General features: G+C 65.7%; 16 protein-coding genes. 12 read left to right on the forward strand and 4 right to left on the reverse strand.

The genetic code is table 11. The annotated features are described in order from the left end of the window. Positions 1-2: 2 nt before the first annotated feature. Both ACCD07_RS12485 and ACCD07_RS12490 read left to right on the forward strand, forming a co-directional pair. A complete protein-coding gene (locus tag ACCD07_RS12485) occupies positions 3-557 on the forward strand; it encodes a chromate transporter (RefSeq protein ID WP_176655785.1) in 555 nt (184 codons plus the stop codon). After that, positions 554-1,087 carry a chromate transporter gene (locus ACCD07_RS12490; protein ID WP_176655784.1) on the forward strand — a complete coding sequence of 178 codons (534 nt, stop codon included), beginning with the start codon at positions 554-556 and terminating at the stop codon, positions 1,085-1,087. The genes ACCD07_RS12485 and ACCD07_RS12490 overlap by 4 nt, the downstream gene beginning before the upstream one ends. Here ACCD07_RS12490 and ACCD07_RS12495 read toward each other — a convergent pair. Beyond that, the gene (locus ACCD07_RS12495; protein ID WP_413447511.1) at positions 1,080-2,060 is read right to left on the reverse strand and encodes a helix-turn-helix domain-containing protein; all 981 of its coding nucleotides are present in this window, start codon (positions 2,058-2,060) and stop codon (positions 1,080-1,082) included. The two genes, ACCD07_RS12490 and ACCD07_RS12495, sit on opposite strands and share 8 nt — an antisense overlap. 159 nt (positions 2,061-2,219) lie before the next feature. Between ACCD07_RS12495 and eat the strand changes: the two genes are divergently transcribed. The 6 genes from eat to ACCD07_RS12525 all read left to right on the forward strand — a co-directional run bounded on the left by eat (position 2,220) and on the right by ACCD07_RS12525 (position 8,131). Next, positions 2,220-3,599, forward strand: coding sequence for an ethanolamine permease (gene eat, locus ACCD07_RS12500; protein WP_176655782.1), 1,380 nt, complete (start codon positions 2,220-2,222; stop codon positions 3,597-3,599). Between the two features lie 23 nt (positions 3,600-3,622). Beyond that, positions 3,623-4,441 (forward strand): TorF family putative porin, encoded by an 819-nt coding sequence (locus tag ACCD07_RS12505; protein ID WP_413447512.1) that lies wholly within the window; start codon positions 3,623-3,625, stop codon positions 4,439-4,441. Positions 4,442-4,487: 46 nt separating this feature from the next. Next, entirely contained in the window at positions 4,488-5,879 is a 1,392-nt protein-coding gene (locus tag ACCD07_RS12510) for an ethanolamine ammonia-lyase subunit EutB (protein ID WP_353404412.1), read from the forward strand. An 11-nt stretch (positions 5,880-5,890) separates the two neighbouring features. Continuing rightward, entirely contained in the window at positions 5,891-6,736 is an 846-nt protein-coding gene (eutC, locus tag ACCD07_RS12515) for an ethanolamine ammonia-lyase subunit EutC (RefSeq protein WP_353404411.1), read from the forward strand. A 19-nt stretch (positions 6,737-6,755) separates the two neighbouring features. Next, positions 6,756-7,451 (forward strand): helix-turn-helix transcriptional regulator, encoded by a 696-nt coding sequence (locus ACCD07_RS12520; RefSeq protein ID WP_176655778.1) that lies wholly within the window; start codon positions 6,756-6,758, stop codon positions 7,449-7,451. A 62-nt stretch (positions 7,452-7,513) separates the two neighbouring features. Continuing rightward, entirely contained in the window at positions 7,514-8,131 is a 618-nt protein-coding gene (locus ACCD07_RS12525) for a glutathione S-transferase family protein (RefSeq protein ID WP_176655777.1), read from the forward strand. A 128-nt stretch (positions 8,132-8,259) separates the two neighbouring features. Here ACCD07_RS12525 and ACCD07_RS12530 read toward each other — a convergent pair whose 3' ends face one another. The 3 genes from ACCD07_RS12530 to ACCD07_RS12540 all read right to left on the reverse strand — a co-directional run bounded on the left by ACCD07_RS12530 (position 8,260) and on the right by ACCD07_RS12540 (position 9,933). Continuing rightward, positions 8,260-9,096, reverse strand: coding sequence for an HDOD domain-containing protein (locus ACCD07_RS12530; RefSeq protein ID WP_353404410.1), 837 nt, complete (start codon positions 9,094-9,096; stop codon positions 8,260-8,262). Between the two features lie 85 nt (positions 9,097-9,181). After that, a complete protein-coding gene (locus ACCD07_RS12535) occupies positions 9,182-9,463 on the reverse strand; it encodes a hypothetical protein (RefSeq protein WP_176655775.1) in 282 nt (93 codons plus the stop codon). Next, entirely contained in the window at positions 9,460-9,933 is a 474-nt protein-coding gene (locus ACCD07_RS12540) for a MarR family winged helix-turn-helix transcriptional regulator (RefSeq protein WP_176655774.1), read from the reverse strand. Before ACCD07_RS12540 ends, ACCD07_RS12535 begins: the two co-directional genes overlap by 4 nt. A gap of 81 nt (positions 9,934-10,014) precedes the next feature. On the opposite strand from ACCD07_RS12540, the gene ACCD07_RS12545 reads away from it, so the two are divergent. The 4 genes from ACCD07_RS12545 to ACCD07_RS12560 all read left to right on the forward strand — a co-directional run bounded on the left by ACCD07_RS12545 (position 10,015) and on the right by ACCD07_RS12560 (position 14,449). Continuing rightward, positions 10,015-10,929 (forward strand): DMT family transporter, encoded by a 915-nt coding sequence (locus ACCD07_RS12545; RefSeq protein ID WP_176655773.1) that lies wholly within the window; start codon positions 10,015-10,017, stop codon positions 10,927-10,929. Positions 10,930-10,936: 7 nt separating this feature from the next. Continuing rightward, the gene (locus tag ACCD07_RS12550) at positions 10,937-11,881 is read left to right on the forward strand and encodes a GlxA family transcriptional regulator (protein ID WP_176655772.1); all 945 of its coding nucleotides are present in this window, start codon (positions 10,937-10,939) and stop codon (positions 11,879-11,881) included. Positions 11,882-12,022: 141 nt separating this feature from the next. Then, on the forward strand, positions 12,023-13,267 hold the full coding sequence (gene astC / locus ACCD07_RS12555; protein ID WP_413447513.1) for an acetylornithine/succinylornithine family transaminase: 1,245 nt from the start codon (positions 12,023-12,025) through the stop codon (positions 13,265-13,267). A 144-nt stretch (positions 13,268-13,411) separates the two neighbouring features. Next, positions 13,412-14,449, forward strand: a complete 1,038-nt coding sequence (locus ACCD07_RS12560; protein WP_413447514.1) for an arginine N-succinyltransferase — start codon at positions 13,412-13,414, stop codon at positions 14,447-14,449. Positions 14,450-14,455: the final 6 nt, after the last annotated feature.

Below are 14,455 nucleotides of genomic sequence, written 5' to 3' on the forward strand. Positions count from 1 at the left end.
TCATGCCCTTATCGACAATATTCCTGGTGTTTTCCAAGCTGGCGCTGATGGGCTTTGGCGGCGTGATGCCGTTCGCTTACCGTGCCCTGGTCGAGCAGCGCAAGTGGCTGACGGCCGAGGAGTTCGCGCAGTATCTCGCCAGTAGCCAGATGCTGCCCGGCCCGACGATCTGCAATGTCTCCCTGATGGTGGGCAACCGCTACGCCGGCACCGCCGGCGCGCTGGCGGCGCTGGCCGGCATGGTCGGCGGCCCGTTCCTGGTGGTGGTCGCCCTGGGCGTGGTATATCAGCGCTTCGGCGACATCGAGATGTTCCGCCACGCGATACGCGGCATGGCGGCGGTGGCGGCCGGGCTGATCCTTGCCACCGCCGTGAAGATGGCCAAGGCCATGTTCGCCAAGGCCGGCTGGCGCGAGCGTCGCACGCTGTTGCAGGCGGCCTTGCTCGCGCTGGCCTTCATCGGGCTGGGCCTGCTGCAATGGCAGCTGGCGCTGGTGTTCTGCGTGCTGGCGCCGTTGGGCACCGGCGCGACCTATCTGCTGGGAGAAAAGAAATGAACGAGCAATCTCCGGTGCTGGAACTCTCGCTGCACATAGCGTTGATGTCGTTGATGGCGGTGGGCGGCGGCGTGGTGCTGCTGGGACCACAGGTGGGGCACTACGTGGTCGAAGGCAAGCAGTGGCTGAACAATGAGCAGTTCTCGGCCGCCTATGCGATCGCGCAGGCGGCGCCCGGCCCCAACCTGCTGTTCGTCTCGCTGGTGGGCTGGCTGATCGCCGGCTGGGCGGGCGCGATCTTCACCACGCTGGCGGTGCTGGCGCCTTCGACGCTGCTGACGCTGACCGCGATACGCCTGCAGGCCCGCCACGCCGGAGGGCGATGGACGCAAGCGCTGGGCGACGCCTTCGCGCCGATATCGATAGGCTTCCTGGCGGCCACGGCCTGGCTGTTCGCCCGGATCTCCAACGTCAACTGGCATGCCGACGTGCTGACGGTGCTGGCCGCGCTGATCCTGCTGCGCTCCAAAATCAATCCGGTGCTGCTGATCGCGGCCGGCGCGCTGGCCGGCGCGTTGCGTCTCATCTGAGCGCGTGCGCCGTGGAGCGTGAGCGCAGCGACGCCGATGGACACTGGCCGAACAGCTTGCGGTAGTCGCTGGAGAACTGGCTGAAGTTGCTCAGCCCCCAGGCGCCGGCCACGTCGCCGATGGCGCCGCCGTCCTGCAGCTGCCGCCGCACGCCGTTCAGGCGCACCATGCGCAGGTACAGCATGGGGCTCATGCCCAGCACATCCTCGAAGCAGTATTGCAGCGTGCGGCGGCTCACGTGCACGCGCTCGCACAGCTCCGGCACCGTGATCGAATCGCCGCGATGGGCCATGATGTACTCGCGCGCCAGCGACACCACGTGACGCCGGCGTTTCAGGCTGGCCGCCAGCGCCGGCTCCACGCTGCTGTGGTCCAGCATGTCGATCAGCGCGCCCAGCAGCAGTTCCTGCCATGGTCCGTCACCGCCGCCGTGGCCGCCCGCAGCCGGCCCCTCGGCCGGCAGCAGCTGCGACAGCAGGCGCAGGCATTTGGCCTGGGCTTGCGCATCCACCTGCAACAGCTCGGCCGACTGCACCCGCTGCCAGTCGATCCGGGAACCGTAGCGGCGCGCCGTCTCGGCCAACAGCTCGCGGCTGGCGACGATGCCGAAGATGCTGTAGGCGCTCGGTGTTACCAGTTCGAACTCAACGTTGCCAGGCTGAACCATAATCCGGTCGGCCTCGGTCTGGCGGCCGTTGATGCGGGTGCTGGCGCCGTGGTCGGGCAGGCCGAACCAGATGGCGTCCGGCCACACGCGGCAGGATTGGCGCACCGACTGGCTCAGGCTTTCGCGGAACACTTGCAGCTGCGGCAGGCGCAACTCGGTCAGCGCGCCACGGAACAGGCCGGAGCTGATCTGGTCGTAGCTTTGTTGCCAGTTGGTGAGCTTGCTGGCCAGTTCATCGGCGTCGTGCGCCATCACGGTGCGCAAATCTGGCGCACTGTGTACCAATCCTGTCGCAGTCTGGTGCATATTATTTTTCTCCCGCTGTTGTTTTCCCGTTATTTCTTCCTGTGGACACCAGTCCACCGCAAGTTTGCCGATTTTCGATAACGCTTGCATTTGGCTCGCTTCTATACTCGATTCCGCTGCAACTTCCATACCAGAGCGCTTTACCTTAGGGAGAATCACATGAATGTAAAACAGGCGGCCGGGCAACCGGCGCTGCAACAGTCGCTGGGCACCTTCCAGTTGTGGGGCATCGCGGTAGGCCTGGTGATCTCGGGCGAGTACTTCGGCTGGAGCTACGGCTGGGCCTCGGCGGGGACGCTGGGCTTTACCATCACCGCGCTGTTCATCGCGGCCATGTACACCACGTTTATCTTCAGCTTTACCGAGCTGACCACGTCGATCCCGCACGCGGGCGGACCGTTCGCCTACAGCAAGCGCGCCTTCGGCCCGGTCGGCGGCTACCTGGCCGGCGCGGCCACGCTGATCGAGTTCGTGTTCGCGCCGCCGGCGATCGCGCTGGCGATCGGCGCTTATCTGAACGTGCAGTTTCCCACCGTCGATCCGAAGACGGCGGCGGTTGGCGCCTACGTCGTGTTCATGACATTGAACATCGTCGGCGTGCAGGTGGCGGCCACCTTCGAGCTGCTGATGACGCTGCTCGCCATCTTCGAATTGCTGGTGTTTATGGGCGTCGTCTCGCCCGGCTTCTCGGTGGCGAACTTCGTCAAGGGCGGCTGGTCGGGCCAGGACCGCTTCAGCATCGCATCGATCCCCGGCATGTTCGCGGCGATCCCTTTCGCGATCTGGTTTTTCCTGGCGATCGAGGGTGTGGCCATGGCGGCCGAGGAAGCCAAGGATCCGAAACGGTCGATTCCCATCGCCTACATCGCCGGCATCATCACGCTGGTGCTGCTGGCGATCGGCGTGATGGTGTTTGCCGGCGGCGCGGGCGACTGGACCAAGCTGGCCAACATCAACGATCCGCTGCCCCAGGCGATGAAGATCATCGTCGGCGAGCACAGCAACTGGCTGCACATGCTGGTGTGGCTAGGCCTGTTCGGCCTGATCGCTTCCTTCCACGGCATCATCCTCGGCTATTCGCGCCAGATCTTCGCGCTGGCCCGCGAGGCTTACCTGCCGCACTACTTCGCCAAGATCCACCCGCGCTTCAAGACGCCGCACCGCGCCATCCTCGCGGGCGGCGTGATCGGCATCGCCGCCATCTACAGCGACGAGCTGATCAAGATCGGCGGCCAGACCCTGACCGCCAACATCGTCACCATGTCGGTGTTCGGCGCCATCACCATGTACATCCTCAGCATGCTCAGCCTGTTCAAGCTGCGCCGCATGGAGCCGCACATGGCGCGTCCTTTCCGCGCACCGTTCTATCCGCTGTTCCCGGCCATCGCGCTGACCGGCGCGCTGATCTGCCTGGTGACGATGATCTATTACAACCTGCTGATCTTTGGCGTGTTCGTCGGCTTCCTGGCCGTCGGCTATGGTTTCTTCCTGGCCACCAAGGGCAATCGCCAGCAGCACGCGGCGCTTGACGCTGCCTAACCTACATCAACGGAGCACTCTTCATGTCCCAATCCATTTTCTCCCTGCTGGCCGCGGCCGGCCTGGCTTGCGCGGCAGGCGGCGCGTTGGCCGCCGACGCCGCGCCGGCGGCGCCCGCGCCCGACTGGACCAATACCGGCAACATCACGCTGGCGTCCGACTATCTGTTCCGCGGCATCTCGCAGACGCAGGCCAAGCCGACGGCGCAGGCCACGCTGGACTTCACCCACGTCAGCGGCTTCTACCTGGGCCTGTTCGGCTCCGGCGTCTCGCACGCGGCCTATAACAACGGCAGCGGTTCGGAGATCGATGTCTACGGCGGATACCGCTATCCACTCAGCGCGGACAGCAATATCGACGCCGGCCTGGTCACTTACTGGTACCCCGGCGCGCACTACGCGGCCGGCGGCAAGGACATCAAGTATCATACCCAGGAGGCCAAGCTGGGTGTCAACATCGGCGCCTTCAACGCCTACGCCTGGGTGGCGCTGAGCCGATACTGGTTCGGCTTCGCGGTGCAGCCGGACAGCGGCAAGCTGGCCGATACGCGCGGCACCGCCTATGCCGAGGTGAACTGGAATCCCGAACTGATGCCGGGCCTGGTGCTGAACCTGCACGCGGGCCGCCAGCAGGTGCGCAACATGAGCGATTTCAATTTCTTCGACGTCAAGGCGGGCGTGACCAAGACCTTCGACAGTTGGGCGGTCTCGGCGGCGGGCACCTACAACAGCGGCGACGCCAGCAAGAACGGCACGCCCTTGTGGACCTTCTTCAACGCCGACGGCAGCGGCAAGAACGTGGCACAGAAGCGCCTGGTCGTGACGGCCTCGCGCAACTTTTAACAACATCGAGCAACCTCGAGTACACCGGCGGCATCGGGAGACGGCAATGAGCAGCTTTGCACATACGGTAGGCAGCAGGACATATCAGTTCCGCGACCTGAAGGACTTGATGGCGAAGGCGACGCCGGCGCGTTCCGGCGACTATCTGGCGGGGCTGGCGGCGGCCAGCGCCGAGGAGCGGGTGGCGGCGCAGATGGCGCTGGCCGGGCTGCCGCTGTCGCTGTTCCTGAACCAGATGGTGGTGCCGTACGAGCAGGACGAGGTGACGCGGCTGATCATCGACGACCACGACCGCGTCGCCTTCGCCCGCATCGCCCACCTGACCGTGGGCGACTTCCGCAACTGGCTGCTGGGCGACGCCGCCGATGAAGCCGCGCTGGCCGCCGTCGCCCCCGGCATCACGCCGGAGATGGCGGCGGCCGTTTCCAAGATCATGCGCATCCAGGACCTGATCCTGGTGGCGAAGAAATGCCGCGTCGTTACCGGCTTCCGCAACACCATCGGCCTGGCGGGCTGCATGTCGACGCGGCTGCAGCCGAACCACCCGACCGACGACGCCAGCGGCATCGCCGCCAGCGTGCTGGACGGCCTGCTGTACGGCAGCGGCGACGCGGTGATCGGCATCAACCCGGCCACCGACAACGTGCCGCAGGTGATCAAGATCGTCACCATGCTCGACGAGATCATCGGCCGCTACGCCATCCCCACGCAATCGTGCGTGCTGACCCACGTCACCAACACCATCGCCGCCATCGAACGCGGCGCGCCGATCGACCTGGTGTTCCAGTCGATCGCCGGCACCGAGGCGGCCAACGCCGGCTTCGGCATCAACCTGGCCTTGCTGGCGGAGGCGCAACAGGCGGCGCTGTCGCTGCAACGGGGCACGGTGGGCAACAACGTGATGTACTTCGAGACCGGGCAGGGCAGCGCGCTGTCGGCCAACGCCCATCACGGCGTCGACCAGCAGACCTGCGAGACGCGCGCCTACGCGGTGGCGCGCAAGTTCCAGCCGCTGCTGGTCAATTCGGTGGTGGGTTTCATCGGCCCCGAGTACCTGTACGACGGCAAGCAGATCGTGCGCGCGGGGCTGGAAGACCACTTCTGCGCCAAGCTGCTGGGCCTGCCGATGGGCTGCGACGTCTGCTACACCAACCACGCCGAGGCCGACCAGAACGACATGGACATCCTGCTGACCCTGTTGGGCACGGCCGGCTGCACCTTCGTCATGGGCATTCCCGGCTCGGACGACATCATGCTCAACTACCAGACCACATCCTTCCACGACGCGCTGTATGCGCGCCGGGTGCTGGGCCTGAAGCCGGCGCCGGAATTCGAGGCTTGGCTGAAGGAGATGGAAATCTTCACCCGCGACGATTACGTTACACTGGGCGAAGCGCTGCCGGCCTCCTTCCAGCGCGCGCTGGCCAGCCTGAACTGATGGGTAAGCACATGAACGACGACGAGGACCTGCTGCCCGCCAGTCCCTCCGGCCCCAGCGGCGACGGCGTGGTGACGCCCAATCCGTGGGGTTCGCTGCGGCGTTTCACGGCGGCGCGCATCGCGCTGGGGCGCAGCGGCGTCAGCCAGCCAACCGCGCCGCAGCTGGAATTCCAGCTGGCGCATGCGCGCGCGCGCGACGCGGTCCACCTGGCCCTGGATCACGCCGCGCTGGGCGACGCCTTGCGGGCCGCCACCGGCTTGCCCTGCCTGCCGCTGCACAGCGCGGCCGTCAGCCGCGACATCTACCTGCAGCGCCCCGACCTGGGCCGGCGCCTGGACGACGCCTCGCGCCGGGCCCTGCTGGAGCGCCCGCGCGACGGCGCCGGCTACGATCTCGCCTTCGTCATCGCCGACGGCTTGTCGGCGCTGGCCATCGAGCAGAACGTCCGGCCCTTCCTGACAGCGTTGATGGCGCGGCTGGCGGCCGAATCCTGGTCGCTGGCGCCGCTGTCCATCGTCCGCCAGGGACGGGTGGCGGTGGGCGACGAGGTGGGCGAGTTGCTGGGCGCGCGCGCGGTGCTGGTGCTGATCGGCGAACGCCCTGGCCTGAGCTCGCCGGACAGCATGGGCCTGTATCTGACTTGGGCGCCGCGCGTCGGCCTGAGCGACGCCGCCCGCAATTGCATCTCGAATGTGCGTCCGGCGGGCTTGACCTACGACGACGCAGCCTTCAAGCTTCACTACCTGCTGTCCGAATCGCGCCGGCGCCAATTGTCCGGCGTCGCGCTGAAGGATGAAACGGCAGCCGACAGCGCCGCCATGGAGGCGCCGCAGCGCAATTTCCTGCTGGAGTGAGACAAGTGAGATCGCAGCAATGAGCCGTACCGGCCGACTTTTCCTACTGATGGACGCCATGCGCGGCTACCGCCGCCCCGTCACCGCCGCCCGCCTGGCCGAGCAGCTGGGCGTCTCCGAACGCACCATTTACCGCGACATCCAGACCCTGGCCGGCCTCGGCGCGCCGCTGGAGGGCGAGGCGGGCGTCGGCTACATGCTGAAGGCCGGCTTCTTCCTGCCGCCCTTGATGTTCGGCGCCGACGAGCTGGAGGCGCTGGTGCTGGGCGCGCGCTGGGTGCGCAGGCAGGGCGACGAGGCGTTGGCCGCCGCCGCCAACAACGCGCTGGCCAAGATCGCCGCCGCCACGCCGAAGGACTTGCGCGACGACATGGCCGAGACCAGCCTGTGGGTGCCGCTGGGCATGGACCAGAACGCCGCCAGCGACGTCCACGTGCGGCCGGTGCGCGAGGCGATCCGTTACCAGCACCGCCTGCGCATGGCCTATTGCGACGAGCACGGCAAGCCGTCGGACCGGTGGGTCTGGCCGTTTGCGCTGGCGTTCCTGGAAGGGCGCCGGCTGCTGGCCGCGTGGTGCGAGCTGCGCATGGCCTTCCGCCATTTCCGCATCGACCGCATCGCCTCGGTGGAGTCGACCGGGCAGCGCTACCCGGCGCGCCGCAGCGACCTGCTGAAGACCTGGCGCCAGCAACAGAACCTGCGCGAAGACTACTGACAAAAACTGTCGCGGGGCGGGCTTACGATGAACTCCTCAACCCAGTCATCGGAGATTTGCAAATGCGCTTATACCACCACCCCGCCTCCTCCAGCTCGCGCCGCGTGATGCTGGCCGCCGTCCACATGGGCACGCCGCTGGAACTGACCGAAGTAAACCTGATGAGCCCGGAAGACCGGCGGCGGCTGGTCGCGCTCAATCCCAACAGCAAGGTGCCGGTGCTGCAGGACAGCGACTTTATCCTGTGGGAATCCTGCGCCATCATGCAGTACCTGGCCGACCGCACGCTGGGGCAGACCCTGTATCCCGACAACATCGTGGCGCGGGCCGACATCAACCGCTGGCTGCTGTGGTCGTCGCAGCATTTCGCGCCGGCGCTGGGGGCCATCGTCTATGAAAACATCTGGAAGGGGCTGACCGGCAACGGCGCGGCCGATCCGGCGGAACTGGAGCGCGCCGGGCGCCAGGTGGCGCAATTCGCCGCCGTGCTGGAGCAGCACCTGGCGGGGCGCGAATGGGTGGTCGGCGACAAGCTGAGCCTGGCGGACTTCGCGCTGGCTTCGTCGTTGATGTACACCGAGCAAGCCAAATTGCCGGTAACGCAATATCCGAAGCTGATGGCCTGGTATGGCCGCGTGCAGCAGCTGGAGGCGTGGAAGCAGACGGTGCCGGTCTGGTAAGGAAATGTGCTCCTTATGTGAACTGGCGCACAGAGCAGGACGGGGTGGCGGGGTATTCTTGAAACGTCTCCTCTGGAGGAGATCCCTAGTTTTGGACTTTGCCCGCTCCCCAGCGGGCTTTTTTTTGTCTACAGCATCAATACCGCGTACAGCGACTGCACTTCGAGCGCGGATTCGGTCATGATCGCGTGCAGCGTGCCTTCGCCGACGACGAAGTCGATGGTGCGGGCGCCTTGCAGGGTGGTGGCGCCGGGGCGCTGGTACAGCGGCGAGTGGACCGGCGACAAGTCGTTGGCCAGCAGCAGCGTGTCGCCCAGCGTTTCCGGCGGCAGCGCGCGCAAACCCACCCACATCGATTCGATGGCGCGCGACACGGCTTCCGGCACGTCCAGCTTGGCCATCACGCCGCGGCCTATCGTCACCTCGCCGTGCTCGACCCAGTCCTCCGGCTCGCCTTCCATCACTTCCGGGTATTCGCCGGCGCAGGACAGCATGTAGAACCCGGCCACCTCGTGCATGATGCCGGCAAACAGCGCCGTGTCCGGGTCGACATGGGTGACCCGGCGCGCGATCACCTGCGACAGGGCCGCCACGTGCGCCGTGTGTTCCCACAATTGGTTGACCTTGGCCAGCAGGGCGGGATCGGTGATCTGGCTGCCGATCTGGCGCACGATCAGCGCCGCGACCAGCGATTGCAGCGTGCGCACACCGAGCCGCTGCACGGCCGCGCGCACGCTGGAAATTTCAGTACCGGAGCGGTTGTAGGCCACCGAGTTGGCGATGGCGACGCTGCGCGCCGCCAGCAACGGGTCCGCCTGGATCAGCTTGGCCGCCGCTTCGACGTGGCAGTCGGGATCGTTGAGCGCCTGCTGCAGGCGCAGCGAGGCGTTGACGTTGGCAGGGAACGTCAGCTCCCCCCGGCTCGCCTGAGCGGCAATGGTCTTGAAGGCGTCGAGTCTGTCCATGCAAAAAAATTATACTCGGAATATTGCCCTGCGGCACTTCTTGGAAAAATACTTTTTTGCCGTACCACGCCCGCCGCCGCCGGGCTTATTGCTCGCTGAAGATGGCGTCGCAGCCGTCCTGGGTGGCGTCGGTGTCTTGCAGTTCGTCGGTCAGGCCCAGGTCGAACAGTTCCTCGATCGCGTTCATGAAGCTGTTGTGCTTGGTTGCGCCGATCAGACGATAGATCTCGCCGGCTTCGTTGCGGATGCCGATCAGCAGCTTTTCCTGGCGCACTTCGTCTGGTGTGGCCTGGTTCAGCAGCAGGTTGCCGATGATGTGTTTGTCGAATTTGGCAGGCTTTTTGCCTTCGAGCAGTGTCGTTTTCAAATGTTTTCCTTGGTTGAGTCAGGGGTGGACGGGCATTCGGTGTGGCCGGCCATGATCACAGTTTTGAGCTCGGACAGGGTTTTTTCAAGTGCCGCGAAATCGTCCTCGGTGTAGTGCGCAAACACTTTCCCGCTCTGTGAGATGACCTCCGGGAAGACGTCGCAGAACACTTGCTCGCCCTCCCTGGTCAGCTTCACGAAGAAGGAACGTTTGTCGCAGTCGTTACGCTGACGTTCCACCAATCCTTTTTGCTCCAGCCGTTCGATCACGCCGGTCAGCGTGCCCTTGGTGATCAGCGTCTTGTCGCCCAGTTCTTTATAGGACATGCCGGGCGTATTGCCCAGCGTGGCGATGATATCGAACTGGGCGTGCGTCAAGCCGCTCTGGCGCACGTACTGTCCAGAGAGCCGTTCATAGCTCTGTAAGCAATCCGCCAGCAGCCGGATACTTTTCAAAAATCGTTCACCCATAGACTGTGATTATAGCTGTTTCGCACGGGCAGCCCCGGGCGGGTACTATAATGACGGACGAACATTGATAATAAAAAAGCCATGCCTCAACACTTGCGCGGCATCGCCGCTCTGCTGATCGTGACCCTGGTGTGGGGCACGACTTTCCCCGCGATGAAGGACATGACCGGCTACCTGTCGGCCAGCTGGATCGTGCTGTGCCGCTTCGCGCTGGCCGGCCTGCTGTTGCTTCCCTTTATGTGGCGCGCCAAGTGGAACGATATCCGCTGGGGCATCGCCGCCGGCGCGGTGTTGTTCCTGTGCTACGTGTTCCAGATCGAGGGGCTGGCGCTGACCAGTTCCAACCGCAACGCCTTCGTCACCGGCCTCAACGTGCTGGTGCCGCCGCTGCTGGGCGTGCTGCTCGGGGCCAAACTGGAGCGCCGCATCGTCGTCGCGCTGGTGCTGGCGCTGGCCGGCTTGTTCGCGCTGTGCTGGGAAGGCAGCTTCACCTGGGGCCGCGGCGACACGCTGGCGCTGCTGTGCGCGCTGTTCTTCGGCATCTACGTCAAGCTGATGGAAAGCACCACCCGCAAGGTCGAGAAGCTGATGGTGCTGACGGCCTCGCAAATCCTCACCGTGGCCGTGTGCGCGGCGGCCTGGCTGCTGATCCGCGAAGTGCCGCTGGGCCTGGCCGAGCGCAGCCAGGACCTGCCGGACTATGTCAGCTATATCTGGAAGGGCTTGCAGATGTACGGCCTGAACCTGGTCTACCTGGGCGTGGTGGCCACGGCGGCCATCATTTCGCTGCAAACCTGGGGCCAGAGCCACAGCAGCGCCAACGAGGCGGCCGTGATCTACGCCTTCGAGCCGGGCTGCGCCGCCATCTTCGCGTATTTCTGGCTGGGCGAGACGCTGGCCTGGAACGGACTGCTGGGCGCGGTGCTGTTGATCTCCGGTATGATCGTCAGCCAGTGGAGCACCGAGCGGCCTGCCGCCGCGCTGGCCCCGGAGTAGCTAGCCCATGTCTTTCGATAACCTGTCCCGCGTCACCCAGGAGCGGCCGCTGCGCATGCTGCTGGTGAACGCCGGCGAGGCCGATTCCATCACCTGGGCCGGCCTGGTGCAGCCGCTGCGGCTGGCCGCCGCGTCGCTGGGGCCGCATCAATTTCATCTGGAAACAATGACGCCGGCGCAAGTGGTGCTGGCGCAGCCGGGCTGGCACATTGCGCTATTGGTCGCCGACGAGAGCCAGGCGCCGCTGGCGCCGGAGGTGTGCCGCGCCGTCATCGAACGCTGCCGCTCGGCCGAATACTGGGGCGGCGTCGGCGCCGGCGTGCTGTGGCTGGCCAGCGCCGGGCTGATGTCGGGCGTGCGCATCGCGCTGCCGTGGGCGCTGTACGCCGACACCGAGGAAATCGCCGAGCGCGCCATCCTGACGCCCCACCTGTTCGAACTGGACGGCCGGCACCTGAGCTGCTGCGGCGGCTCCGCCAGCATCGACTTTTCGCTGACGCTGATCGAGCACCTGTTTGGCGCCACCGTGCAGGCCGCCATCAAGGAGAGCCTGTGCGTCGAGCGCGTGCGCGGCCACGAGGAGCGCCAGCGTGTGGCCCTGCAGGCCCGCTTCGGCGCGCTGCAGCCGCGCCTGTCCGAGGCGGTGACGCTGATGGAAACCAATATCGAGGAACCGCTGTCCACCGACGACATCGCCAACCTGGTCGGCCTGTCGCGGCGCCAGCTGGAGCGCCTGTTCAAGCAATACCTGGGCAGCCTGCCGTCGCGCTACTACCTGGAGCTGCGCCTGCAGCGGGCGCGGCAGTTGCTGCTGGAAACCAATCACTCCATCGTGCAGGTGGGGCTGATGTGCGGCTTCTCCTCCGGCTCGCACTTTTCCACCGCCTTCGGCGCCTTGTTCGGCAACACGCCGCGCGAGGAGCGGCAGCGCAAGCTGATGCCGGTTGTATAGACTGGTCGTTCTGGCAAGCTTACTTTGCGGCCAAAAGTGAAAATCCTTGTCGCCATTAGAAAAGAGTTTTAGCATGCCGCTTTTTATAATGGGTCCACGCGGTGCTGTGCCGCGCCTTACCCAACACTGATAGGGAATGCCATGAACGCCAAGCTAGATACGACCGTAACCACCCGTCCTGTGACTCGTCAGACCTTTGATGAAGTCCTGGTGCCAACCTACGCACCCGCAGCGATGGTACCGGTCCGAGGCTCTGGTCTGGACCTGTGGGACCAGAATGGCAAGCACTATCTGGACTTTACTTCCGGCATCGCCGTGGCCTCGCTGGGCCATTGCAACCCGATCCTGGTCGAAGCGCTGACCCGCCAGGCCAACACCCTGTGGCACCTGGGCAACGGCTACACCAACGAGCCGGTGCTGCGCCTGGCCATCGCGCTGACCGAGGCGACCTTCGCCGACCGCGCCTTCTTCTGCAACTCCGGCGCCGAAGCCAACGAAGCGGCGCTGAAGCTGGCGCGCAAGTACGCCCACACCAAGTTCGGCGAGCACAAGTCGCGCATCGTGTCGTGCTACCAGTCGTTCCACGGCCGCACGCTGTTCACCGTGTCCGTCGGCGGCCAGTCGAAGTACACCGAAGGCTTCGAGCCGCTGCCGCCATCGATCGAGCACATCACGTATAACGACATCGAATCCGCACGCGCCGCCATCGGCGACGACGTGTGCGCGGTGATCGTCGAGCCGCTGCAAGGCGAGGGCGGCGTGGTGCCGGGCGACAAGGCCTTCCTGCAAGAGCTGCGCGAGCTGTGCAACAAGACCGGCGCGCTGCTGATCTTCGACGAAGTCCAGTGCGGCATGGGCCGTACCGGCGACCTGTTCCACTACATGACTTACGGCATCACGCCGGACATCCTGACCTCGGCCAAGGCGCTGGGCAACGGCTATCCGATCGGCGCCATGCTGACCACCGAGGAACTGGCCAAGACGCTGAGCGTGGGCACCCACGGCACCACCTACGGCGGCAACCCGCTGGCCGCGACCGTGGCGCTGACGGTGCTGGACACGATCAACCAGCCGGCCTTCCTGGCCCGCGTCAAGGAAGCCGGCGCCAAGCTGCGCTCGACGATGGACAAGCTGATCGCCGACTACCCGCAAGTGTTTGCGCAAGTGCGCGGCGCCGGCCTGCTGCTGGGCCTGGTTGTGACGGATGCCTGGAAAGGCCGTTCGAAGGACATCCAGAAAGCCGCCGAAGGCAACGGCCTGATGGTGCTGATCGCCGGCATGGACGTGGTGCGCCTGGCGCCGGCGCTGATCGTCTCCGACGCGCAGATCGCCGAAGTCGACCGCATCCTGCGCCTGTCGCTGGACGGCATGATGGCGGCGGCCTGAGTTAAAACCACCGTCATCCCCGCGAAAGCGGGGATCCATGCCGCGCTTGAGTTGCCAGCGTTCTATGGATTCCCGCCTGCGCGGGAATGACGACTACACGGCCCGGCGCTCGCCGGGCCGGTTCGCATTTTCTAAGGAGTTCCCATGTATGTAGTCCGTCCGGTAGAACTTGCGGATCTTGCTGCCCTCGAAGCGTTGGCCGCAGTGACCATGCCGGGTGTGCACACCTTGCCGAAAACGCGCGAGAAAATCGTCGCCATGATCGAGCGTTCGATCGCGTCGTTTGCCGCGCATGTCGACATCCCCAGCGAGGAATCCTACCTGCTGGTGCTGGAATCGCCGCAGGACCAGACCATCGTCGGCACCGCCGCGATCTTCGCCGCAGCCGGCTCCAACGGCACCTACTTCTCCTTCCGCAACGACGTGATCCAGCAGGTGTCGCGCGACCTGAACATCAGCCACAGCGTGCACGCGCTGACGCTGTGCTCCGAGCTGACCGGCTATTCGCAGCTGTCGAGCTTTTACGTCGGCGAGCGCGAACACGGCACGCCGGAAGCGGCGCTGCTGTCGCGCGCGCGGCTGATGTTCGCCGTGCTGGCGCCGCACCGCTTCGCCGACCGCTTCTTCGTGCCGCTGGCCGGCGTGACCGATGCCGACGGCGGTTCGCCGTTCTGGGATGCGCTGGGCCGCAAATTCTTCAAGATGGACTTCCTCGACGCCGAGCGCGTCATCGGCGGCGCCCGCAACCGCACCCTGATCGTCGAGCTGATGCCGCACTATCCGGTCTACGTGCCGCTGCTGCCGGGCGACGCGCAGGCGGCCATGGGCCAGATCCATCCGTCGGGCGAGCTGGCGTTCAACCTGCTGACGGCCGAAGGCTTCGAGGCCGACGACTACATCGACATCTTCGACGGCGGCCCGATCCTGCAGGCGCACAAGAATTCGCTGCGCACCTTCACCGGCGCGCTGCAGCGGCGCGTGACCACCGCCGCCGAATCGCCGGACCGCGGCCGCGAGCCGCAGCTGCGCTACGCCGTCGCTTCCGGCTCCGAGCATAATTTCCGCGCGGTGATCACGCATTGCCCGTCGCTGGAATCGCAAGTCAATGTGGCGCTGCCTGTCGATGTGCAGGAAGCGCTTCAGGTCGCCGAGGGCGACACCGTCATCTGCGTCAGAATCTAAGAGTGG

The organism is Duganella sp. Dugasp56 (genome assembly GCF_047304105.1).
Taxonomy (GTDB): Bacteria; Pseudomonadota; Gammaproteobacteria; order Burkholderiales; family Burkholderiaceae_D; genus Rugamonas; species Rugamonas hordei.